Raw genomic sequence first — 21427 nt, forward strand, 5'->3', positions numbered from 1 at the left:
GATTAGATATTGACTCTTTTGAGACCCGATATTAGATCTTCAGTAAGAGATCTTTTAAGCGATTTATAATGAGATAATCTTTGATAATTAGCAGAAATATTACGCTCGATAGTTTCTATAAACTCACCTATTTTAACTTGCTCATCTATTGGAGGAAGAGGAACTACTATACCTAATATTTGTTTTGCAGATAAATTTGCTTGTTTTGTTCCTGATCCAAATGCAAATAACTTTTCAAGATAAAAATCTGATCTCATAAGTTCACAAATAAATTTACTTGAATTCAAATTCTTTGGAACGATTTTTGCTACTCGTTGATTTAAAAGACCTTTCTGAAATGAATCTGGGACTTCAACAATATAACCATAATCTCTTTTACCTGCTGTTCCTGTCATTGACATTAATAAATCGCCAGAATTAACAACAAATTTTGGATACTGCTTAATAAAAGTTTTTGGCAGATAAACAGAGGAACGAGAGAAATGAAATTGATTGTTATATAGATTACCCATTCGCACACACAGAGAACCATTTTTCACAAAATTAGAACTTGAAAAAGCAAAACCTGTAATCATTTCAGCAATTTCCGAAAGAGGTCCAATCTTCCATCTATCAGGGATTATTCCAAAACTTTTATATTTACTGCTTAAAGTACTAATATCTTTTGCAAATAAATCATTAATAAACCCTTTTTTAAGATTTTGGAGTTTAGATAGTTGTTTTTGTATATTTTCTATTAGTTGCTCAACACAATATATTATATCTACAATCTTCTTCTGCTCAGGGAGTGAAGGGATAAGTATCCTCATTCTCTTCAATTGAGACATCGAAACTGCTGGTTGTGCAGTTGTATTAATAATATTTTTTAATGCACCAGATTGATAGAAATTTTCCATCAAATAGGCAAGATATTTTGGACAAATTAATGCTTTATTAGGTGTTATTTTTATACAGTTACCAGCAATGATACCTGTTGGATGATTTTCTGGAAGTAATGCAGAGGTGCCTGCTTTTGCTCCAATCTTTGCAATGACCAAATCACCTGCTGATACTGAACTTCTAATCTCCTTTTCATATTTAGTAATATCCACATATTTATATTCCTCTGCAAAGAACTTTCCTGTAGTGACAAATCCACTTTGTATAATTGGTATCCCTCTATCTCTATAATGGATTGATTTAAGATTGCTACCAAAAGGTCCATCAACTATTCCATATTTTCCGAATGCTATTTGACTAATTGAAAAAGAATCAAAACCTTTTTGATCATTATAGAAATCCATCTTATTAATTTTTTTCATAAAACACTATCCAATAAGATCATATTTAAACTGTCACCCTTCTAGTTCCTGATAGCAAATCTTGAGAAATTGATTGCTTAAGATGTTGGAGAGAATGAATAGATTTATCAACTGATTTGATTAATTTTTTTATTGAAGAAAGTGAATTAGCAATCTTTTTTTGAACATTAATTGGTGGAATCATAATTTGTACTTTGCCCAATGATTCTGCACTTATTCCCGCTCTAGTTGTGTACTTACTAAGAGATCTCATTTGGGAAAGTACTGCATTACTTCTAAAATAAAATGAAGAGAATTCTGGAACTAATAATGAATCATTTAATGGTCTACCTCTGATACAAAAACCATTAAATACCGCTGGAACAGATGTATTGTAAACAGCATTAAACCCTATTTCATCAGGCGTTTCAGAAGTTCTTGTAAAAAGAATATCTCCTCTTTTTAAACAAAACCTATCTTCCTCTGACGGTGTTAAAGAAACACATTCAGTTAAATCTTCTTCCTTAATAAGTCCGCCTGCATAAACATTTTTATATGAAACGAATGGTGTACCTACACCAAAATTTTCTTTACTCGTGTTTAAACCATTTTTAAATAACAATATTTTAGAGAGAAATACTCTTTCCCAATTTTCATCACCTTCCATTAACTCATCAATAAATGCTTTAAGTAAAAGATTATTCTTTTTATTAAGATCTCGCTTTTTAGAAATTAAATTATCAATCCCCGAAAGTATCTCGGCAATCTTCTTCTGCTCAAAAAGGGGGGGTAGGGAGCAAGGGATTTGAGAAAACTTTTCATATTTAAGGTTCCAGGTATCACTAACAAGTCCTTGTGACCTTTGCTTAAATAATAAAATCATTGCAGGATCTTTTAAAAGATAACTCGCAAATTTTGAATCTATCTTTTCTGTCGTAGAACAAACAGTATAAGCGGGACTAACTATACCTCTGTAAGACGATACTCCAGAAACTCCTTGCCACATTCTCATTGTGTTGTAAGCAATATCACCTTTATCGACTAGAAGATATTTTCCTTTATCTTTATTTGAGGTGTCTCTCCTTTCTAATGAATCACGCCTTATAATTCCATTCTCTCTTGTAACAGAGAGAAGTTCTTCTTCATGATGACCTTTCTGTTTTTTGTTTTTTAAAAGAGACCCAAGATTAGTATTATTCCAATTTTCTATATGTCTATTCATATTCCAATTCCTTAAGAAATCGATGCATCACTTTTTCAGATTCTTTAACTTCAAAATCAATTTGAGCAAGCGAAATACCATACTTATCCCACCATCTTTCAAACTGATCAATAATCGAATCAGAGGCATCCCCAAGAAATTGCCGAATTTGTGATTTATCTTTTACCTCGTCTTTGAACATCATGTATTTATCATCTTTATTAACTAAAACTGAACTAACATCAAATCCATCTAGTATTTCTTGTATATAATCATCCTGAATTTCTTTAATAGGAATCCCACCATTTAATATGCCCTTTACATCAAAATTTTCAGGGGGAGGTGATGTATCGGCATATCTCCTGATATTAAGATTATGATCGTTTTCTCTAATCTCATCTAGGGAAACAACTTTTGAGAACCTTTTGATTTCTTCGAAAGAATCAAAACAATTTATAATTCTTTCTATATCACGATCTCTTAAAATATTCTGATTTTTGTCTTCCTTATAATCAAGTTCAGCATTAATAAATAAAACCTTGCCTTTCTTTTTAGCATCTTTTTGCTTATTAATAATCAAAAGTGCTGCTGGAATTCCAGTTCCATAAAAAAGTGAAGAAGGAAGACCAACAACTGCTTCTAAAAGATCACTCTCCAGAATTCCTTTTCTAATTTCACCCTCTGATGAACCTCTAAAAAGAACACCATGAGGAACAACGACCCCCATAATTCCTTCATTATTTAATGAAGCAAGCATATGTTGAACAAATGCCAAGTCACCAGCATCCTTTGGAGGTAGTCCAAAGCGATATCTTCCATACCTATCATCTTCAGCGAGATCTCGACCCCACTTCTTTAATGAAAATGGAGGATTTGCAATTACGCGATCAAACCTCATTAACTCACCATTCTCAATATGTTGAGGATCACCAAGTGTGTCTCCTTTTCTAATATCTGCTCCTCGAACACCATGTAAAAACATATTCAATTTGCATATTGCCCAAGTACTTAAGTTCATCTCTTGACCGGACAACATAAGATTAGATGAATTCTCTCCATTTCTTGTTAGATAATTTCTTGTCTGGATTAACATTCCTCCTGATCCACAAGTGGGGTCATAAACTTTCATACCCGCCTTTGGTTTTATAAGTTCGACCAATAATCTCACAACCTCACTGGGTGTATAAAACTCTCCACCTTTTTTGCCTGCAGAATCCGCAAACATCTTGATGAGATATTCATATGCAGCACCAAGCAAATCAGGTCTATCAAAATCAGATTTTCTCAATCTATATTTTGAATAATGAGATAAAAGATCACTTAATTTTTGATCAGTAAGTTTATCTTTGATATTGAAATCAATGGAAACTAAAACCCCCTCAAGTGTTGGATTTTGCTCTTCAATTGCTTCAGTTGCTTTATTAAGTTCTGAACCAACATCATGTTTTATATTTTTAAGTTTTTTCCATCTTGCAACTTCAGGAATAAAGAATGTCTTGTCATATTCTTCTTGTTCTGAGGCGTATTGTTCTGCCTGCTGTTGAGTTTTACCTATACCTAAGTAATATTGAATAACATTTTCTCTCTCCTCATCAAAAGCATCAGACAAATGCTTCAGAAATAACATTCCAAATATATAATCTTTAAATTCAGAAGCATCTAAACTACCTCTCAAAATATCAGCACTTTCCCAAAGAAATGACTCAAGTTGGGAAAGAGTTAGTTTTTCATTTGTTTGAGGGGAAGAAACGCTCACTTAAAACCTATTTTTTAGTATTTTATCCTTCTTTTATTAGATGTCTTTTTTAATGCTTACAATTCAAGTTAATTTTGTTAGTTTTCAAGTTAAAGAGGAAATTAGATCATGATTACTAATAAGAGATACCAAAAGTTATTAATGCTTGCGACTACAGGTAAACCTTTAAATAAAGACGCTACTGAAGAAGAAAAGAAATTCTATGAAGAATGCAAACATGACTATAAAGTAATGCTTGAAACCGCTAAAAAACATGGAATAAAGAATCCCATAATGGAAATTCCCATTGAAGAAGATTTCTAATGAAAAGAGAACCTCCAATGATTGACGATACTTGGTACTTTCGAGGAAAGTTAATGGAGAATTGCTATCCCTTATTTGATGGAGAATATAGGTGGCATAAAATTCAAAACTGTCCAAGATGCAAAGCAAAGAAATCAATTAAACCTTGTATTTGGGGTATGCCAAGTGCAGAAGATGGCACCTCTGGTAAATATGCAATTATGGGATGCTCTTTAGAAATACCTTCAGCAAAATGGGCATGTCTGAAATGTGACTATAGAATTTATTACCCACCTGATTGTTTAGAAAGAGAACCAGATTGACTTGTGCAATAGAGATTATTTAAGGTTTATCCTTATATTTCTCTAATCAATCTCATTCACCCAACACTTTAGTTATTCACCCAACATTTCACCCAACACTAATTTGAAGATTGAATACATTCGTATATTCAATAAAATATAGATATCCCTTGAAAAGGACTTTATGGGTATATATGGGACTCTCTGGGACCAATTTCTGACGGAGGGGGTGGGATTCGAACCCACGGTGCCCTTGCAGACACGCTAGTTTTCAAGACTAGAGCCTTAAACCACTCGACCACCCCTCCAACGGGTTATTCAATTGTATCCGAACCATTAATATATATCATAAGAAGTCAGTCATAGTCAAGTAACTTACCTAATTGCAGGGGTTCTTAGGAGTTATAAAATGAAAACATTTTTTGGTTGACATAATATAGGTGTACTTGCACGGATTAGTACATAATAGTTAGAATTAGTCCACCGAGGTTAGTCCTCCAATAAAAACCATCCGAGCAATGGCTAATCCGTTTGAACTTTTAAAGGCAAAAGTTTCAGCAACCAATGACGTATTAAAAAGAAAAAAAGTTGGAGTAACTATATATATAAAGAAAGATGCGTTTGCCCTCAGGGCTTCACTTCCCTCAAAAGGTGGCCAATCTAATCAGAATATTCAACAATGGGTATCCATTGGATTGAAAGCTGACCAGAAAAATATAAAAGAGGCGGTAAGATTATCTGAAAAATTGGGAGAGGAGAAAAGGGCTGGATTATTTAAATGGAGTGATTGGGAGAAAAAAAATGAAGAATCTGTTGAGTTAATCAAAGAAAGTAGAAAAGCAGGAGATATTATCAAAAGATTTGAAGAGGACTTTTGGAGTGCTGAAGATAAGGACAGAAATAATAATCAAAACATGGCTGGGTGGAAACAGATTGAAGGTTATCTCTTACAGATGGAAAAACATAAAATTCTAAATTATGAAAATATTGTTGAACTTGCTAATAAAGCACCAACTGGATCAAAGAAAAAAGCGGATACTGCAAAACATTTTTTGCGATTAGCTAAGTTTGCAGAAATTCCTAATTTGAAAAAATTACAGGAATGGTCAACAGCTACTCAAAAAGCTTATAAAGATGATGCCAAGAAAAGATCCAGAAAAAGATTAAAAGATGAGGAATATTTATATCATGCTCGATTATTGAGAGAAGATCCAACATGGGGTTGGGCTTTAGCTGCTCAATTAGTTTTTGGTACAAGAACTTCAGAAATATGGAGTATCAAACCATTTGAAGAGTCTGGAAAGATTATGGCCGAAGTATTAACAGTTCCTAAAAGTGAACAACCTTCAGAGTGGAGAATTACACCAGCATTAAAACAGGAATGGGCAAGAACTTTAGATATTTTGAATATATATAAGGAATTTAGTATTGATAAAACTGAAGATTATGATTCGGCATTTTTAAAGTCATTAAATAGAAGATATACCAAATGGCTTGCTAAAAAAACTAATCAATCATTTCAGGCATATGACCTAAGACACGCTTATGGTTATCGAACTGCAAATATGAATATCAATACAGCATCAGCATCAAAATTTATGGGTCATTCTGAGGCTATTCATACAGCCACTTATCAAAAGGGATATGACAAACAAGATGTTTTGCAGACATTAAATTTATTAGACCAACAGTAACTACAGAAAAAAATAGTTAGTAATTGACAGTCCATTTAAAGTAATTCCTTAAGCAGAAGTATTCATTTCAAGATCCTTAACACAATTTTAAATACTATATCTTAGAAATGATTTTAGATTTTTTAATCAAATGAATACTTATTTTGTAACGGCTACTTTTAAAAATGTTGCTCTCATGGGTGCAGCTTACGATCTTTTTTTAAAGGTTGTTGAAGATGGAACTTTAAATGATGAGTTTGAAGGATTCAAGGTTTTGGGAAGGTATCATGCCTCCTACTCAAATAATGTTTATATTATTGTTCAAGCTTCAGCAGGTATAAAAATGACAGAACACTTTGCTCCTTGGAAAGTTAAGTTTGATATAGATTTTGATATCAAGCCAGTTATGACTGACGATGAAAAAGTTGCTGAGCATAAGCTTGTTGGTTCATTAATGGCAGCAGAACAGAGAATGGGATTCTCAGGTTAATTATTGTTTAAAATTCTAAACTTTGTTGAGAAATTTCAAAATTATCCTCCCAAAGTTTTTTTTAATTGACATAAATATTTCTTAAAAAGTTAAAAAATTTATTTCTTTCTTTAATCCTAATAGCTATGAAATAGTTTATTTAGAAATTCGTCGAATCAAGAGCTTTTTTCCCTAAAAATTTCCATTTCACTTTTTAATAACAGTTCTTTAGAATCATTGAAAATTTCGTCTGATATCAATTCTTTTTCCTTCAAAATAGAAAGTCTTTTAATTCCAGTTTCAATTGACATTCCTTTTTTCTTAACCATTTTATTTAATTCCTGAAAGATTTTTTGGATCATTAAACAAAACTTTTTTTAAACCTAAAATATATAAACAAACTCCAAAAATACTTAAAATAAAATCAACATAAATATATTGAGTCATAGTAATTTAATCTTTAACTCCTTTATAGCTGATCAGGAATGTTCATGATGTAATTAATTAAACCTAAAAGTAGATAATAATGATCAATAACAGAGTAAATTTAAACACTTTAAATGTATTGTTTTAATTACTTAAAAATCTATCAATAACTTCCCTTTCTAACTGAATAATTTAAACAATCTACCGAGCCTAATAATTCATCTGGATCTAATTATTTCATTTTTCTCAGCATATAATTTGTTTTCCCAATTTTATAAATATTTTTATTTCTTACAAAATAAACAAATCCAATAGCAGATAATTAAACATTAATTATTAATATATATAAATGAATAAATTTAATAATCTCGATTCACAAAAAAATTAATTAGTTTTAATTTACTTAATTAGTTTTTTTTTGTCTCACGCAGTAAAAATCTATGATACTTGTATTGGATGCACTCAATGTGTGAGAGCATGTCCACTTGATGTTTTAGAAATGGTTCCTTGGGATGGTTGTAAAGCAGGTCAAATAGCTTCTTCTCCTAGAACTGAAGATTGTGTTGGTTGTAAAAGATGTGAAACTGCGTGCCCAACTGATTTTTTAAGTATTAGAGTTTATCTTGGAGATGAAACTTCTAGAAGTATGGGGTTAGCGTATTAATCTTTTAAATATTTTTTTGATTAATAATTTTTCTCATTTAACTAGTAAATTATTTGTGATTGACTAAAAATATTTTTTATTGCTCTAAAAATTATCCTTAGTATTTGATGCTAAGTTCTTTTTTTTTTTTTTTTTTTTTTTTTTAATTTTTTCAATAAATCCTTGGAATCTTTTGAATAGTTTTTCATCGCTCTTTTTCCTTAGTATAAATAACGTCCCTTTATCACCTCTGCATATTCTTAGATCATTACTCAAGTAGGTAATATCTAACCATCCTTTTTGTTCTTTTTTTATTTCTGCTTAGGCTTTTACTTTGTTGAATCCTATTTGGGGACCTATTAATCCTGTATGAGTAAATTGAACTTCAACTCCAATATCGTTGATTGGTTTTAACTTGGCTATGATACAAGTCCCAACAATTGAATTAATACCTCTTGGTTTAAGCAAGTTCATGGCACTTGACTTTAAAGGATCCAAGATTTGTAGATTATCTACTAATGGCGAATAATTTAAGAATGGAGCATTAGAACTGCTCCATCTTAACTCCCATATTCCCTGCAATTTCTCAATATCTTTACTAAGAATGAAATTTGAATTGCTTTCAAGTTTTGCTGTTAATAATAAAATATCCTTTGAATATGGTTTATCAAAAAGTAATTTTATTAGCTTTTGTTCTGTCTCCATTATTTCATCTTAAGGATTAAGTACTTTCATTTCTGCTAATCAGACTTGATTGTCAATAAGAAAATTCCTTTTGATGAGTTTGAAGGAATCTACATTGCAATCAATTCTATAACTTCAATAAGCTACTGAGTTTTTGGTCGGTTGTACATCATTATGTAGCTAAGTTATCCGAAGAGAAGGAAATGACTGAAGAGAGACTTAAAAGTTTAACTAAAACTTATCCAAAGTACTATATACATGTATACATAGATATTTATGGTTGGACAAATAGGAAAAGGCAAATAATTCCATCATCTTCTTAAATACATTGAATTATACATTTATGTAACAGTTACGCGTACTTTTTTACTCTTTATGCCGGTTCATGCAATAAATCTCTTTACATTGGTTAATATTTTCGTTATATTTCTTAGCATTTATTGATTTTAAATTATGACTCCTAAAGCAGAAAGATTTAATGGATGGGCTGCAATGCTTGGCTTCGTAGCAGCTGTTGGTGCTTACGTTTCAACTGGGCAAATTATCCCTGGGATCTTTTAAAAATGAAACCAATTTCTTTTGAACTTTATGAAAAGCTTTTAAAGGCTTATGAATCATCTAAAAAAATTTTTTAATTTTACTTAAATCTTTTATTTCAACGATTTCTTCTTGAAGCCGATACTAACTACAAGATTCACAAAACTAATTTTAATTTCCAAAAAATATGAATTTAGGAATTCTTTTTCTCAAATTAAATACAACTGGAGTAATAACTTTATCTGAATTGGATTGGATTACAAATCATCAATCAGAATTTTCAAGGTTAGATATGGCACTAGTTTTAAAAATTGGTCGCTTAATGGATGAAGGAATAATAGAACTTGATTGTAGATTGCAAGCATAATTTACTTATATAAAATTATCACGAGCTTGCTTTTAATAATTTGGGCAAGCTTTTTTTATTTTCAATTTGCGATGAGTGTGTCTTATCCGCTAATTTTATTTCTAATAAATTATGGTTGGCTTCAGTTGTATCCCTGCAACTGCCTCATGACAACCATGTATTAGTCCTAGGACTGGCAATTTAATAATAGTCTCAAAATTTGGTCCTCTTTCCGAACCTAAAAGTTCATCAAACCGCCCTATGAATTTCAAGAAATTAGGAGGACAATATGGGCATAGATCTAGGAGGTCTAAATAAAACTATTCAATCAATTCACAATCCTAAAAAAGAATTTAAGAGACATTGATTATGCTAAGAAAAATAAGGTTAACTACTGAACTAGAGAATGCGAAGAACATCCAACTAATCCATATTGTTTAATCTATTGTGACTAACTAGTTATTCTCCTCTCTCGTGGAAGCAATAAGTGTTGAAAGTAATGTAAAAAGTTCTTATGAAATTAGCTGGTTTTGAAGAAATATAAAAAGTTAAAGAAGGTTTACTTTAAATTATATTTTTATAGTTTTTATGTTCTTATATTGGCTCATTTCTAAATCACTTTTTATCTTTTATCTATGTTTTGGTAAAAAACGATATTACATTGGTATAAAAAAGAAAGAAATTAAAATTATATAGGTGTAGATTTCTTTTTATTTGATAGTTATGCATTTATTTTTTGCGTTTACAGAAAATAATATTGATACTAAATTTTTTTTTAGTTCATTAATTGGTGTAGGAGTAACAGCTTTTTTCTTCTATTTAATATTTTGGTTAACTAATCAAAAGGCTATGTATAACCGCTCAAACAGGTTTACAAAGTAACAACAACATTAATATATTTAATGGGTAGATTTAGGACTTTAAATGGATAAAAGAGGAGCTAAAGGTTACTGGCTTTCTACGGCAAAAATAGTAAATCAGCAATTATTTGATGAATATGTAAGCAAAGTTATTCCATGGCTAAAAGAAGTTAATGGAGAAGTCTTTGCTAAAGATACAGAGCCACAAGGAAAAGAAAATACGGAAGATGCCAACCTAGCCGTTATTTGCGAATTTCCATCAATGAGGGCAGCCGTTGAGGCTTATGAATCTGAAGAATATAAAGAACTTTCAAAACTAAGGAAAGAAGCTACTGAAAATTCAACGTTTACAATTATGGAAGGTTTAGATGAAGCTGCAAAGCTTAGAAGAGCAATGGGTAAGTAAGTTTTTAAAGATTGACAGTCGATCTAAAATTGGAGGGATAAAAACCTCTTTTTGTATGGCTAAAAAAGAATTAAAAAAAGTTTTTAACTTAAACTCTTATGAATGGTGGAGAAATCATCGTAGGGTCGTAACCTTTGGTTTGTTCTTATCCATTTTTGCTTTTTATTTAGGGAACCCTTTTCATAAGGAAGCAAAAGTAAAGGATACCTGCGCAAAATTAAATTCAAGCTTCCAATTTACAGGCGATGAAGCGATGAAGAAGCTTAATCTCAAGGAAATAAAAAATTATAATAATCGCGAGTTAGCTAACTATTACTGCGAGAGATATTTAGGCATAAAATAAGAAAAATGAAATGCTTTCTACTCCTATTTCTAGCTTCTCTAGCTTTATGTATTTCTAACCTATGCAGTTAATCAGGCAAGTGATGTTTCAATAAGATTTCTCAAGACTTCTTTAGCGTTTAAAAGTGTGTCATTAAATAAAGACTGACCAATTGATATTGCTAAAGGAACACCTAATAAAAGACCACTAAAAACAATGATTATCAATAAACATGCACTCCTAATAAGCCATATGGTGAAAGGGTCAATAATTTTTGTATTGTTTTTCAGTTCTTCAACTGGTTGTTTAGCTTGATTTGTTGCAAACATTTTTAATTATTAAATTGTAGGACATTAAAATAAATCTAATTTCTAATCAAGCCAAATTTATACCATTTAATAGCCAATTATTTTATGGTGAAATAAATGAAAATCTTACTACTTACACCGCTATGTTAAATTCTGATAGGGCTAATGCATTAGCTAAGTGGATACAAAACTGGAAAAAAACTTATAATGGAAATCCAAAGTTAAATGAATGTATTACTTGGTTTGAGTGGAAATATGAAGATAAAGAGCTCTCACCAAGCGACAAGAGTTCAATCGCAACCATATTGAGATATAACTCGGAAGAATAATTATGTATGGAATAGCAATTACTTATGCGGTTATAAATTTGTTATTACTAGGTGGCTTTGCATATTTAACATTCAAAATGACCTCTAAAAAATGATTGGAAGTTTACCTAAATTAATTGCTCTTCTTATGGTTTTGCTACTTGTAGGTAGTACTTTTGTTGGTGGGATTATTTACTTTTTAAGATGAGTTATGACTATGTTTATAAGCTAATAATGATTGTATTCTTGGGACACTTAATCTAATTCAAAATCAAATCTTTTCGATGATGAAATCCTCAAATGATGAAGAAAAAGCTATCGATTAAATAGTAAAAATAATTCAAGATTTTCAATGCAATGATGAACTTAGTGAGAAATATAAAAGAGAGATTTTAGATTAAGATAAAATATATGATTGACAGTTGATATAAATTAAAGATAAAAGTTCCTTTTTATCTAAAACTTTATAAGCTTTTTAAGAAAATGTAAAAGAGCATAAAATATATTATTGAATATCTTTAAATGCATTTAATAACCAACTAAAAAAGTTAAGAGGATTTAAAAGATCTCTTATTTTAGATTTTAATTTGTATTCTGTAGGAATAATTAGTGCTAATAAAGTCCAAGTAACTACTTTAATGAAATTAAAAATTTCAAACAGTAAATCAATTTCCTCTTCTATTTCTGCATTTTCTAAAATTTCTCCGTTTTCATTGAGTATGTCTATCTCTTCTTCAAAAAACCACTCCTCTTTTCCATTAGATAGTTTTAAAATAACGCCAATACCTTTACCATCGGTGATTTTGAAATCAATTATTTGACATATTGATGAAATCTCAATTGCTTTTATACTTTCTTTCCCCAATCTTTTTTTGGCTAAATCAATTTTAATTTGAACGTTTGACCCTATTTGCGCTCTTTCATAAATTTTCATTTTTTAAGTAATTATACTTATTTGTAATATGAAATAGAGAATCAAATATCAATAAAAAAAGTAAGGGCTTTTAAATAATTTGAATCATTTGTACTTTTCAGATCAAAAAAATATTTATAGATTTTGTTATGAGAATACCTTGATAAAGATGGAAAGTTGTCAAATCATTTTTCTAAATCTTGCAATAGTTGGATTTATTTCTCAACTTTTCAAATATATATTATTTTTCAATCGAAACTTGGTCTCGAAAAGAGATAATGCTAAAGATTTTTTAGAAAAAATCTATAGCAAACCTTCTTCTTATGAGAGTTATATAAGAAATCTAAACTTTTAAATCTTTTGAGAGAACCTGAACAATTAATTATATTTTTAGATGGATTTGCCTTTCTAATTTTAATTGGTCTATTTATTCTTTTATTTAAAAGTAACAAATGGTTTAAAAGAAATAAAAAAACAAGTTAATCCAATTTCCAGTATCAAATATAATCTGAGGATAAATTGTAAAAAAATAAATAATGAATACCGCTGCAAAAATATTATTTTAGTGATCAAGGTCACCATTTTGAGTAGTTGATTTATACCAAGATCAAAATTGTTGGAATGATTTGTTAGGGTTTTGATCTAACAACAAAAAAGCAATGGAAGCCATTAATAAAATCCTACCTTTCGGTTTAAAAGTTCAGAAGTTAGTTCCATTTTTTATAGTTACTAAATTAGTTAGCTTCGCTGGGTTTGCAATCTTTATGATGAACCGCTAATGGAATCAGAAACTTTTAGAGTAATTTTATTAACTATATTTATTCCCTTCGCTGGATATAAAGTTTATAAATTTTTTAAGAAACTTTATAAATTATCAGAACCATCTTTTAAAGAAAAATTAGAAAAAATATTTAAAATTTGATTTAATTAACATCTATAAACTATTAAAAATTATTGTTTTAAAATTATCAAATTAAATAGTTATATATGTAAAATGATTTTTTGGAATTATACAGAATATACCTTAATTAATACTTATTTAACACATAAGTATTTTTACTCTTTAAAGTATTAAAACACTTTGGCATGCTGGTAATTCATTATAAAAATTACCTTTATGACAGAAAGAATAAATAGACAAATAAATAAAAATTTATTTAATGAAATAGATATTAATCTGCTTTTTGGGATGCAATGTACAGGGAATAATAAATTTCAGCAAAACTATTTGAATAAAATAAAATCTCAAACTGAATCTGCATTTATAAATAAAAAATTTAATAATTTTTAAAATTAACTTTATTTAATTATATAAAAATGTGCATTTATGTTAATTGCAAATGGGTCGATAGGTGAAGCACTTATCATGATTTAGAAAAATTCATGAAGTTAAACATCTAACTTATTTTCCAGATGTTAATGCTAAAAATCCATTTATACATATAAGCCTAGTTGAAGAAAAAATGGAAATTTTTTTTAATTGAATGGGATGTTAAATTTTGTTCTAGTTTTTATGAAGAAATTGGCAGGTGATCAAAAATCAAGCCTGGAACCAAGGTTCGTACGTAAAAGCATAAATATAGGAACTAAAAATTTAATTATTTTTTAAAAGAATTTTTTATTACTTCATGGTTAATTTTGATATTAAATAATAAAATTAAACATCAGATTGTGATAAGTATACAAAAAACTCACGGGTATAAATACCTAGTTAGAATGATAGTAAATTTTTTATTATTATGCTTATGAAATATTTTATTTATACAGCATTAAAACCTTACCAAAATATTTTTGAAATCCTAGAAAATCTTATGAGGATGGAAAAAATAATGGATACAAACAGTGAATATTGGAATTTACATAATAATAAGATCCCAAATTGGTTTTACAAAATGGTTACTATGATGGGTGTATCTGTATTCTTAGGTTTTTTGTTAATTTTAGTGGGATCTATTTAAAGTTTACATTTAATAATTAACTTGAAATTTATTATTTTGATGGATATTTTTAAAAATTAGTTAAATTGGTTGTTAAGGCCTGCATATTAAAGGTTTATAAAGATTTCCAGAGGTAAGATAATCTCCTAATTTGAGTGACAAAGCAATAACGGTTAAACCATGACCAATGCTTGGGCAACTTGGGAAAATACTTGCATCAGAAATATATAGATTATCAATGTCATGACACTTCCCATTCTTATTAACAACTGAAGTTTTTGGGTCATTTCCCATTTTGCAAGTACCACAGGAATAGCCAACTATGCTTAGGGGTGCTAATCCTCTGGGGTGCGCAGGTGTTTGAGTTATTGAAACTGAAAGCGGATTATTTTCAATAACTTTTAAAGTATCGAGCCACCTATAAACAAGTCGATCGTGTGCCTCAAGATTATTATGTATGTAATTAATTTTTACCCTATTATTTTGAATAGTTACGGCGTTTTCGGGATCAGGTAAGACTTCTGTCATGGCCCACCATGATATTGATCTTTTTGCTAAATTTTTTAATCCAAAGTCAGGTATAAATCTTGTTATTAAAGATAGTACTGGGGGAGATTCCGCAAAAAAAGCATCTCTGAGTACACCTCCTCCAGTTTGAATATGACCTAATGGGAAATTAACATTCTTATCTCCAAAGTAAAAATCATTTAATCCTAAAGATTTTGGAAAATATCCACTTGTGAGATTATTTGCTCTTTGAAGAATACAAGTCATTTGAATATTCATTAAATTTTTGCCAACCATATTTGAACTATTACCTAAACCATTAGGATGCGATGATGATTTTGAATTCAATAAAATTATTGGAGTATTAATTGCTCCAGCTGCAAGAATAACTACATCTGAGGAGAAAAGCCATTTATCGCCATCTATCTCTGCCTCAACGCCCTTAATTGATTTTCCGGAAGAGTTTACATCTAGTTTTAAAACTTTTGCGTTAGTTTTAATTTTAAGAAAATCTTGATTTGAATTATAAATGCCATAAAGTTGAGAATCTCCTTTTTGAAACATTGCACAATTATCAAAATCAATATCTTGAGAATTTTCAGGCCAGCTGATAGGTAAATAATAAGGATTAAATCCTTCTTCTAATAAAATATTTTCAATTTCCTTAAATAGAGGTTCAATAGATTTTGGAGGTTTTATATATCCCTTCGATCTGTAAGGCTCTGTTTTATCTATGCCTTGACTACCTTTTACATTATAAATTTCTTCTGCTTTTCCATAAAAAGGTTCAAGTTCATCATATGATATGGGCCACGATGGCGAAGTACCATCTTGTAAAACAAGTTCTTCAAAATCTTCAGTTCTCATCCTCTCTAAAACGGCACCCCAGATTTTGGTGTTTCCTCCTAACGCATATACTGTTTGAGGAGCAAAAGGATCTCCATCAGGGCCAAGCCAATTTTCCCCTTTGGGGTGATATCTTGTTTTTCTAAATAAATCAGTTCCTACAATATTTTGTTCTTCTAAAGGAAGTTGACCTCCCCTCTCTAGGACGAGAACCCATTTTCCCTCTCTTGATAATTGACGGGCTAAAGTCGCTCCACCTGCACCGCTTCCAATTATTATGAAATCATAATGATGATCATCAATAATCATATATTGAAAATTTTATAATTTTCATTTAAAAATAATAATACTAAATTTATTGCCACAAATAAATAAGACCGAATAATAGAATCCAAATCACATCAACAAAATGCCAAAAAAGACTTACTGATTCAACACCCATCTCTCCGCCTTCATAATTATCTGGAAGAAATGATCTTAATAACATAAGCCCCATTAGCAATATCCCTGTAATTACGTGTAGGCCATGGAAACCAGTAAGTAAATAAAACATTCCTCCAAATGCCCCACTTTGTAAACTGAAAGAGAGTTCAGACCACTCAACGTATTGACCATAAACAAAGTAACTTCCCATCAACATTGTTATGAACCAAATGATTCTGAAACCCCAAAGATTTTTCTTATGAAGAAATTTTTCTGCAAAGTAAATTACGAAACTTGAAGAAACTAAAATCACGGTATTTATAAGCGGCATTTTCACATCAATCCCATTGATCCCTTCGGGGTACCATACAGGTGCACTAATTTTAAGGACGCTGTAACCTACAAAAAAAGCAAAAAATATAATACTTTCTGAACATAAAAAAATAATAAATCCAGTTATATTATGACCGTCATGTTTTATATGACCTGGCTTATGATTTAAAGTTAAATCTTGGTTTTCTGTGAGCATTCTTTAATGTTTTTTGAGGGACTTTTCTATATAAAATTGTTCATCTTCAACAAATGGTTTATCTAGGCCATAGCAATATGGTTCATTTAAAACTGTTGGGATATCTTCTTCAAAATTTTCGTGAGGAGGTGGAGAGGGAAGTAGCCATTCTAAACCTATAGCTTTCCAAGGATTAGGAGGAGCTGATTTTCCTCTTACCCAAGAACTTACCATATTCAAGATAAAAGGAATAGAGGCAACGCCAAGAATAAAAGCTCCAATACTCGCTAGTACATTCCATATTGCAAATTCAGGATCATATGATGCAACTCTTCTAGGCATTCCCAATAAACCAGCCCAATGAAGTGGTAACCAATTTAAAGTCGCTCCTATAAAAGTAAGAGCAAAATGAACTTTCCCTAAACCTTCATAAAACATCCTTCCTGTAAATTTTGGGAACCAGTGATAGATAGCTGCAAATATTCCAAAAGCAATGGTATTAAAAATAATATAGTGAAAATGAGCAACCACAAAATATGTATTTCCAACATGTATATCTACTGGGACTGTTGCAAGCATTACTCCAGTAATACCTCCAAAGATAAAATTAAATAATCCCCCCAAACAAAAAAGCATCGGTGTAGTTAATCTGATATTTCCGCCCCATAATGTAGCTATCCATGCAAATACTTTTACACCTGTGGGGACAGCGATGAGCATAGTAGTAAACATAAATAAATTTCTCATCCACATGGGTGTACCTGTATAAAACATATGATGAACCCAAACAACTAAAGAAAGAATAGTTATCCCAAAAGAAGCTACAGCAACAAATTTATATCCAAAAAGAGGTTTTCTTGAGTAAACAGGAAAAAGTTCAGAAAATATCCCAAAGACAGGGAGAACCATCACATAAACAGCAGGATGAGAATAAAACCAGAAAAAATGCTGAAATAAAACGGGGTCTCCTCCTCCCTCAATCCTGAAAAAACTTGTTCCAAAAGTTAGATCAAAAAATAACATTATCGCACCACCAGTTAAGGCAGGCAATCCAAGTAATTGCAATAATTGAGCAGCTAAGACAGTCCAAATAAAAATTGGCATTTTGAAAAAACCCATTCCTGGTGCACGCATTCTTATTATTGTGGTGACAAAGTTGACAGCTCCAATGATGGAAGAAATCCCAGATAATGAAATTGCTATTATCCATAACATTTCACCATTTATAATTTTCCCTAAAGGATTCTGAATACTTATAGGTGGATATGACCACCAACCTGAAGAAGCTGGCCCACCAGGAACAAAGAAACTTAAAAGAAGTATTATTGAGAAAACTGGTACTAGCCAAAATGCTAAAGCATTGAGTTTTGGGAAAGCCATATCTGGCGCTCCTATCATCGGGGGTACTAATAAATTTGTTAAACCACTCAAAATGGGGAAAAGGAACAAAAAAAGCATTATTGTTCCGTGCATTGTATAAAGACCGTTGTAAACGGTTGGATCAAAAAGATCTGATGGAGGTGTTATTAACTCTCCTCTAATCAACATCGCTAAAAGACCACCTATTAATAAAAAAAATAGAGCTGTGACTATATATTGAATTCCAATTACTTTGGCATCTGTATTAAAACTAAAAAACCTTTTCCAATCATTTGGCCCCTTTGGATAAGGGTTTTTACTCTTAACTAATCTTGGATCATAATTAACGATTGTCATTGCAGATTTCAACTATCATGAGGCCGTGATTCAATGCCGGCATCATTAACTTTTGGATCAGGAGCGGGTTTTACTGTTGCCCAACCTCTATTACCATTTCTTAGCCTTTTCTGGTACAAATTGCCAGCAGGATTTAATCCATTTTGAAGTTCTTTTTTTACAGTCTCTTTAATCCATTTGTAAAAAATTTCTTCAGACTCTACGATTACATTTGTTTGGTTTTCTGAGAAATATGCGCCACTAAACATTGCATCTCTTAATCTAAATACTCCCTCTTTAGTTGGTGTTAGAGAATATGTAATTACACTTCCAGGAATAATATCTTGCTTTAATCTAAATGCTGGGACATAGAAGCTATGAATAACATCTTCTGTTATTAATCTAAAATTTGATTTTTTATCAACTGGCAAATGTAATTCAGAACTATGTATTCCATTTGGATAAACGAACTCCCAGTTCCATTGCCTCGAAATCACATCAATTGGTCCATAATCAAAAACTTTTTTTTCCTCAACGAAAGGGACTTCTGCTCCGTAATCATATTTTATTTTTGAACCTAAGTTTTCAAGTTTATAATTAACCCTCGTTGAGTATGTTGATATTCCCAAAACTAAAAGAAGAGGAACTATTGTCCAAATAATTTCAAGTTTTAGATTGCCCTCTAGAGGTTCTCCATTACTTTCATCATACTTGGGGGCTCTATTGAAAACTAAAATCCAAGCCATTGTCCCTGTACATCCTAGAAAGATAAAAGTACCAATAGTAGTTTCAAACGCAAAAAGATTATCTACATAATGTGAAGCTTCTGAAGCTTGTATTGGTAACCAACTATAGGACCAATATCCCATTAAGAGACTTAATCCGATGTTTAGTATTACTGCAATAATTATTATATAAGTTTTTGAAAAACCACTTTTCTTTATTCTTCTTATTTTAGTATTCATTGGAATATTTGATTAAGATCTTCTCCTCTTACAAGAAGTTGATCAGCTGTAATATGAACTCCAAAGTCGCTTGCAAGCCATGCTCCAAGACTTCCATGGAGGCCCATAATAACTAAGATTACGGAACCTAAAAATATATATGACCAAGAGACTTGTCTTCCAAAATCTTTTCTAAAAACAAATCTTTGATAACCTCTCCATATAGTCATTGAAATCATTATAAATAAAATAGCTACTCCTCCAACAGCATGCCAAAGCATAGTAGAAATAGCACTTTGTCCTAAAATACTTTTCACTTCAGGTATGGGAACTGCAAGTAACATTTCAAAAAAACCAGTTGCAACCGTAAAGAAAGTTATAAACGAGGCGGCAAGAACGTTATACCAACCAACATCATGAAATCCCACTCTTGTTACAGGAAAAGCAAAAAATCTTAGAATTCTTTTTTCAAAAGGATAAAAAGCTCCTGCGATATCAAAGAATATTCCAATAGCAAATAAACCTATAGTTAAATGAACAAGATTTGGATGTAATGGAATTTTATAAGGCAAATCATTCGGCCCTAATTTGTCTGATATTTCGCTAATTGGTGATTTTATTAAAAGACAGAAAAGGTAGTTAAAACATTTCAAACTACTTAATTCAGAAGAAAAATTATGATTAAAAATTATCATAATAATCCATCCCTAACAGCTTGAACGACGGGGACTGTGTGCAATCCATAAATCCAAACCAACATATCCCCCAAATAAACTTGCGTACAAACTAAGAGTGCTAAAACAATATCTATAAAAACAAACCCTTTTGATAGAACTTGAGGGTTACTTTGTCTTGATACATATCGCCACCCTGTGATAACCGAAAGTACCCCAGCTAATGACCATCCAATGGTGCTGTGGTAGTTCAAAACATCTCTAGATATTCCATATGGATTACTTAGCCCTGCTTCAATTTGACCAAATACAATAGCAATAAAAATAGCAATCGTAGCAACGGTTAAATTTAAAAAACTTACTTCAAATAAATTAGGTTTTTTGAAAATTATCCCAACAAAATCAAAGAAAACAGCACCTAAAGCCATCGCAATTACAAAATGAACTACAATAGGATGAATGACATCAATCCAAGGGAGATTTTTTTCGTTCAAGGCTGGAAGCAAACTTGAAAATAATGCAATTGTATTGATCAATATATTGCCCATAAAATCTAATATTGAAGGCTCATATTTGAAATTTATTTTCTATAGAAAATAGCTTCTTTTTCAAATTTATATGTAAATTTTTAGATAAGCAATAATTTTCGAAACCTTTTTATGTATTAAATTGCATGCAGAAAATATAACTTTATTTGAAAATCTTTTTTGCACTCAGATATATATCATTTATCTACTAAAAGATTTTTTATTAATAAAACAAAAAATAATTATATATTGTCTAATAATATAAAAAGGATCCAAAATTTATCAACAAATAAAAATTTTTTATCAGTTAAATATTACATCCTTTTGATAACTTGATTACAACACCATTTTTACTAAATTTATTAATTTAATAAATATACTTCGAAATATTGGAAATTATTATTGTTGGAATTGGTTTATTAATTGGTTTGATCCTTAGTTGGGTTATGAATTTACCAGGAGGAGATATTTTTATATGGATTTTCTGTCTTTTTCTTGGATTAAAGGTTGGAGAAATAATCCTCTCAGATGAAGATAAAGATGATGATGATGATGATCTAGGTGGAGGAATTTTAATCCCAGATTTTCAAGGAATATGATTTTGGATGAGGGGCTACTTATATATGACAAAGAATTCATGTCAATATAAA

General features: G+C 30.5%; 28 protein-coding genes and 1 tRNA gene. 13 read left to right on the forward strand and 16 right to left on the reverse strand.

Going from position 1 to position 21427, the window contains the following annotated elements:
* Positions 1 to 2 precede the first annotated feature (2 nt).
* Genes EU95_RS03220 through EU95_RS03215 form a run of 3 tightly spaced genes read right to left on the reverse strand, consistent with a single transcriptional unit; the run spans position 3 to position 4237 of the window.
* On the reverse strand, positions 3 to 1301 hold the full coding sequence (locus tag EU95_RS03220; RefSeq protein ID WP_032522440.1) for a restriction endonuclease subunit S: 1299 nt from the start codon (positions 1299 to 1301) through the stop codon (positions 3 to 5).
* A 25-nt stretch (positions 1302 to 1326) separates the two neighbouring features.
* The gene (locus EU95_RS09350) at positions 1327 to 2502 is read right to left on the reverse strand and encodes a restriction endonuclease subunit S (protein ID WP_052046863.1); all 1176 of its coding nucleotides are present in this window, start codon (positions 2500 to 2502) and stop codon (positions 1327 to 1329) included.
* On the reverse strand, positions 2495 to 4237 hold the full coding sequence (locus tag EU95_RS03215; protein WP_032522441.1) for a type I restriction-modification system subunit M: 1743 nt from the start codon (positions 4235 to 4237) through the stop codon (positions 2495 to 2497). Before EU95_RS03215 ends, EU95_RS09350 begins: the two co-directional genes overlap by 8 nt.
* A 108-nt stretch (positions 4238 to 4345) precedes the next feature.
* On the opposite strand from EU95_RS03215, the gene EU95_RS03210 reads away from it, so the two are divergent.
* Positions 4346 to 4540: a hypothetical protein gene (locus EU95_RS03210; RefSeq protein ID WP_032522442.1), complete on the forward strand. Its 195-nt coding sequence runs from the start codon at positions 4346 to 4348 to the stop codon at positions 4538 to 4540.
* Positions 4540 to 4842: a hypothetical protein gene (locus EU95_RS03205; protein WP_032522443.1), complete on the forward strand. Its 303-nt coding sequence runs from the start codon at positions 4540 to 4542 to the stop codon at positions 4840 to 4842. Before EU95_RS03210 ends, EU95_RS03205 begins: the two co-directional genes overlap by 1 nt.
* A 200-nt stretch (positions 4843 to 5042) precedes the next feature.
* Here the strand turns inward: EU95_RS03205 and EU95_RS03200 are convergent.
* Positions 5043 to 5129 (reverse strand) — tRNA-Ser (locus EU95_RS03200).
* A gap of 210 nt (positions 5130 to 5339) precedes the next feature.
* Here EU95_RS03200 and EU95_RS03195 point away from each other — a divergent pair.
* Complete coding sequence (locus tag EU95_RS03195; RefSeq protein ID WP_032522444.1) at positions 5340 to 6515, forward strand: hypothetical protein; 1176 nt, start codon at positions 5340 to 5342, stop codon at positions 6513 to 6515.
* Between the two features lie 130 nt (positions 6516 to 6645).
* Positions 6646 to 6984 (forward strand): DUF3303 domain-containing protein, encoded by a 339-nt coding sequence (locus EU95_RS03190; RefSeq protein WP_032522445.1) that lies wholly within the window; start codon positions 6646 to 6648, stop codon positions 6982 to 6984.
* A 155-nt stretch (positions 6985 to 7139) separates the two neighbouring features.
* On the opposite strand, the gene EU95_RS09650 is transcribed toward EU95_RS03190, so the two are convergent.
* Positions 7140 to 7325, reverse strand: a complete 186-nt coding sequence (locus EU95_RS09650) for a hypothetical protein (RefSeq protein ID WP_158462209.1) — start codon at positions 7323 to 7325, stop codon at positions 7140 to 7142.
* Positions 7326 to 7807: 482 nt separating this feature from the next.
* Between EU95_RS09650 and psaC the strand changes: the two genes are divergently transcribed.
* Positions 7808 to 8053, forward strand: coding sequence for a photosystem I iron-sulfur center protein PsaC (gene psaC, locus EU95_RS0109035; RefSeq protein ID WP_007099573.1), 246 nt, complete (start codon positions 7808 to 7810; stop codon positions 8051 to 8053).
* Between the two features lie 84 nt (positions 8054 to 8137).
* Here psaC and EU95_RS10300 read toward each other — a convergent pair whose 3' ends face one another.
* Entirely contained in the window at positions 8138 to 8347 is a 210-nt protein-coding gene (locus EU95_RS10300; RefSeq protein ID WP_342665522.1) for a PAP/fibrillin family protein, read from the reverse strand.
* 6 nt (positions 8348 to 8353) lie between these two features.
* Positions 8354 to 8737 (reverse strand): hypothetical protein, encoded by a 384-nt coding sequence (locus EU95_RS10305; RefSeq protein ID WP_342665521.1) that lies wholly within the window; start codon positions 8735 to 8737, stop codon positions 8354 to 8356.
* A gap of 432 nt (positions 8738 to 9169) precedes the next feature.
* Here EU95_RS10305 and EU95_RS0109045 point away from each other — a divergent pair, with 432 nt between their 5' ends.
* Both EU95_RS0109045 and EU95_RS03185 read left to right on the forward strand, forming a co-directional pair.
* On the forward strand, positions 9170 to 9277 hold the full coding sequence (locus EU95_RS0109045; protein WP_032522446.1) for a high light inducible protein: 108 nt from the start codon (positions 9170 to 9172) through the stop codon (positions 9275 to 9277).
* A 163-nt stretch (positions 9278 to 9440) separates the two neighbouring features.
* Entirely contained in the window at positions 9441 to 9620 is a 180-nt protein-coding gene (locus tag EU95_RS03185; protein ID WP_032522447.1) for a hypothetical protein, read from the forward strand.
* Positions 9621 to 9721: 101 nt separating this feature from the next.
* On the opposite strand, the gene EU95_RS09985 is transcribed toward EU95_RS03185, so the two are convergent.
* The gene (locus EU95_RS09985; RefSeq protein ID WP_193742489.1) at positions 9722 to 9871 is read right to left on the reverse strand and encodes a hypothetical protein; all 150 of its coding nucleotides are present in this window, start codon (positions 9869 to 9871) and stop codon (positions 9722 to 9724) included.
* A 652-nt stretch (positions 9872 to 10523) separates the two neighbouring features.
* Between EU95_RS09985 and EU95_RS03180 the strand changes: the two genes are divergently transcribed.
* Entirely contained in the window at positions 10524 to 10865 is a 342-nt protein-coding gene (locus EU95_RS03180) for a DUF1330 domain-containing protein (RefSeq protein ID WP_032522448.1), read from the forward strand.
* Positions 10828 to 11208 carry a hypothetical protein gene (locus EU95_RS03175; protein WP_241466731.1) on the forward strand — a complete coding sequence of 127 codons (381 nt, stop codon included), beginning with the start codon at positions 10828 to 10830 and terminating at the stop codon, positions 11206 to 11208. Before EU95_RS03180 ends, EU95_RS03175 begins: the two co-directional genes overlap by 38 nt.
* Before the next feature lie 71 nt (positions 11209 to 11279).
* Here EU95_RS03175 and EU95_RS03170 read toward each other — a convergent pair whose 3' ends face one another.
* The gene (locus tag EU95_RS03170) at positions 11280 to 11516 is read right to left on the reverse strand and encodes a hypothetical protein (protein ID WP_032522450.1); all 237 of its coding nucleotides are present in this window, start codon (positions 11514 to 11516) and stop codon (positions 11280 to 11282) included.
* Positions 11517 to 11638: 122 nt separating this feature from the next.
* On the opposite strand from EU95_RS03170, the gene EU95_RS03165 reads away from it, so the two are divergent.
* On the forward strand, positions 11639 to 11824 hold the full coding sequence (locus EU95_RS03165; RefSeq protein ID WP_032522451.1) for a hypothetical protein: 186 nt from the start codon (positions 11639 to 11641) through the stop codon (positions 11822 to 11824).
* A gap of 484 nt (positions 11825 to 12308) precedes the next feature.
* Here the strand turns inward: EU95_RS03165 and petP are convergent, their stop codons facing one another.
* Positions 12309 to 12737, reverse strand: a complete 429-nt coding sequence (gene petP, locus EU95_RS03160) for a cytochrome b6-f complex subunit PetP (RefSeq protein ID WP_032522452.1) — start codon at positions 12735 to 12737, stop codon at positions 12309 to 12311.
* A gap of 1096 nt (positions 12738 to 13833) precedes the next feature.
* Here petP and EU95_RS09990 point away from each other — a divergent pair.
* Positions 13834 to 14007, forward strand: coding sequence for a hypothetical protein (locus EU95_RS09990; protein WP_193742490.1), 174 nt, complete (start codon positions 13834 to 13836; stop codon positions 14005 to 14007).
* A 454-nt stretch (positions 14008 to 14461) separates the two neighbouring features.
* Positions 14462 to 14674, forward strand: coding sequence for a hypothetical protein (locus EU95_RS10110; protein ID WP_241466732.1), 213 nt, complete (start codon positions 14462 to 14464; stop codon positions 14672 to 14674).
* 72 nt (positions 14675 to 14746) lie between these two features.
* Here EU95_RS10110 and EU95_RS03145 read toward each other — a convergent pair whose 3' ends face one another.
* From EU95_RS03145 to EU95_RS03120, 6 genes are read right to left on the reverse strand one after another with little or no spacing between them, the layout of a single operon-like run.
* Entirely contained in the window at positions 14747 to 16315 is a 1569-nt protein-coding gene (locus tag EU95_RS03145; protein ID WP_032522454.1) for a GMC oxidoreductase, read from the reverse strand.
* A 46-nt stretch (positions 16316 to 16361) separates the two neighbouring features.
* Positions 16362 to 16958 (reverse strand): cytochrome c oxidase subunit 3, encoded by a 597-nt coding sequence (locus tag EU95_RS03140; protein WP_032522455.1) that lies wholly within the window; start codon positions 16956 to 16958, stop codon positions 16362 to 16364.
* A gap of 3 nt (positions 16959 to 16961) precedes the next feature.
* Positions 16962 to 18653 carry a cytochrome c oxidase subunit I gene (locus tag EU95_RS03135; RefSeq protein WP_032522476.1) on the reverse strand — a complete coding sequence of 564 codons (1692 nt, stop codon included), beginning with the start codon at positions 18651 to 18653 and terminating at the stop codon, positions 16962 to 16964.
* A gap of 8 nt (positions 18654 to 18661) precedes the next feature.
* Positions 18662 to 19597, reverse strand: a complete 936-nt coding sequence (locus EU95_RS03130; RefSeq protein ID WP_032522456.1) for a cytochrome c oxidase subunit II — start codon at positions 19595 to 19597, stop codon at positions 18662 to 18664.
* Positions 19594 to 20271, reverse strand: coding sequence for a DUF2231 domain-containing protein (locus EU95_RS03125; protein ID WP_032522457.1), 678 nt, complete (start codon positions 20269 to 20271; stop codon positions 19594 to 19596). Before EU95_RS03125 ends, EU95_RS03130 begins: the two co-directional genes overlap by 4 nt.
* Positions 20268 to 20798, reverse strand: coding sequence for a DUF2231 domain-containing protein (locus tag EU95_RS03120; protein ID WP_032522458.1), 531 nt, complete (start codon positions 20796 to 20798; stop codon positions 20268 to 20270). The genes EU95_RS03125 and EU95_RS03120 overlap by 4 nt, the downstream gene beginning before the upstream one ends.
* Before the next feature lie 368 nt (positions 20799 to 21166).
* Between EU95_RS03120 and EU95_RS03115 the strand changes: the two genes are divergently transcribed.
* Positions 21167 to 21376 (forward strand): hypothetical protein, encoded by a 210-nt coding sequence (locus tag EU95_RS03115; protein WP_032522459.1) that lies wholly within the window; start codon positions 21167 to 21169, stop codon positions 21374 to 21376.
* The last annotated feature ends 51 nt before the right edge of the window (positions 21377 to 21427 follow it).

Origin of the sequence: Prochlorococcus marinus str. MIT 9201 (assembly GCF_000759955.1) — a bacterium.
GTDB classification, from domain to species: Bacteria; Cyanobacteriota; Cyanobacteriia; order PCC-6307; family Cyanobiaceae; genus Prochlorococcus_A; species Prochlorococcus_A marinus_G.

What these genes read in the sequence shown, in the direction of transcription:
- EU95_RS03220 (WP_032522440.1), bottom strand. Translation starts at nt 1,301, where the DNA reads ATGAAAAAAATTAATAAGATGGATTTCTATAATGATCAAAAAGGTTTT.
- EU95_RS09350 (WP_052046863.1), bottom strand. Translation starts at nt 2,502, where the DNA reads ATGAATAGACATATAGAAAATTGGAATAATACTAATCTTGGGTCTCTT.
- EU95_RS03210 (WP_032522442.1), top strand. Translation starts at nt 4,346, where the DNA reads ATGATTACTAATAAGAGATACCAAAAGTTATTAATGCTTGCGACTACA.
- EU95_RS03205 (WP_032522443.1), top strand. Translation starts at nt 4,540, where the DNA reads ATGAAAAGAGAACCTCCAATGATTGACGATACTTGGTACTTTCGAGGA.
- EU95_RS03195 (WP_032522444.1), top strand. Translation starts at nt 5,340, where the DNA reads ATGGCTAATCCGTTTGAACTTTTAAAGGCAAAAGTTTCAGCAACCAAT.
- EU95_RS03190 (WP_032522445.1), top strand. Translation starts at nt 6,646, where the DNA reads ATGAATACTTATTTTGTAACGGCTACTTTTAAAAATGTTGCTCTCATG.
- EU95_RS09650 (WP_158462209.1), bottom strand. Translation starts at nt 7,325, where the DNA reads ATGATCCAAAAAATCTTTCAGGAATTAAATAAAATGGTTAAGAAAAAA.
- EU95_RS10305 (WP_342665521.1), bottom strand. Translation starts at nt 8,737, where the DNA reads ATGGAGACAGAACAAAAGCTAATAAAATTACTTTTTGATAAACCATAT.
- EU95_RS0109045 (WP_032522446.1), top strand. Translation starts at nt 9,170, where the DNA reads ATGACTCCTAAAGCAGAAAGATTTAATGGATGGGCTGCAATGCTTGGC.
- EU95_RS03185 (WP_032522447.1), top strand. Translation starts at nt 9,441, where the DNA reads ATGAATTTAGGAATTCTTTTTCTCAAATTAAATACAACTGGAGTAATA.
- EU95_RS03180 (WP_032522448.1), top strand. Translation starts at nt 10,524, where the DNA reads ATGGATAAAAGAGGAGCTAAAGGTTACTGGCTTTCTACGGCAAAAATA.
- EU95_RS03175 (WP_241466731.1), top strand. Translation starts at nt 10,828, where the DNA reads ATGAAGCTGCAAAGCTTAGAAGAGCAATGGGTAAGTAAGTTTTTAAAG.
- EU95_RS03170 (WP_032522450.1), bottom strand. Translation starts at nt 11,516, where the DNA reads ATGTTTGCAACAAATCAAGCTAAACAACCAGTTGAAGAACTGAAAAAC.
- EU95_RS03165 (WP_032522451.1), top strand. Translation starts at nt 11,639, where the DNA reads ATGTTAAATTCTGATAGGGCTAATGCATTAGCTAAGTGGATACAAAAC.
- petP (WP_032522452.1), bottom strand. Translation starts at nt 12,737, where the DNA reads ATGAAAATTTATGAAAGAGCGCAAATAGGGTCAAACGTTCAAATTAAA.
- EU95_RS09990 (WP_193742490.1), top strand. Translation starts at nt 13,834, where the DNA reads ATGACAGAAAGAATAAATAGACAAATAAATAAAAATTTATTTAATGAA.
- EU95_RS10110 (WP_241466732.1), top strand. Translation starts at nt 14,462, where the DNA reads ATGAAATATTTTATTTATACAGCATTAAAACCTTACCAAAATATTTTT.
- EU95_RS03145 (WP_032522454.1), bottom strand. Translation starts at nt 16,315, where the DNA reads ATGATTATTGATGATCATCATTATGATTTCATAATAATTGGAAGCGGT.
- EU95_RS03140 (WP_032522455.1), bottom strand. Translation starts at nt 16,958, where the DNA reads ATGCTCACAGAAAACCAAGATTTAACTTTAAATCATAAGCCAGGTCAT.
- EU95_RS03135 (WP_032522476.1), bottom strand. Translation starts at nt 18,653, where the DNA reads ATGACAATCGTTAATTATGATCCAAGATTAGTTAAGAGTAAAAACCCT.
- EU95_RS03130 (WP_032522456.1), bottom strand. Translation starts at nt 19,597, where the DNA reads ATGAATACTAAAATAAGAAGAATAAAGAAAAGTGGTTTTTCAAAAACT.
- EU95_RS03125 (WP_032522457.1), bottom strand. Translation starts at nt 20,271, where the DNA reads ATGATAATTTTTAATCATAATTTTTCTTCTGAATTAAGTAGTTTGAAA.
- EU95_RS03120 (WP_032522458.1), bottom strand. Translation starts at nt 20,798, where the DNA reads ATGGGCAATATATTGATCAATACAATTGCATTATTTTCAAGTTTGCTT.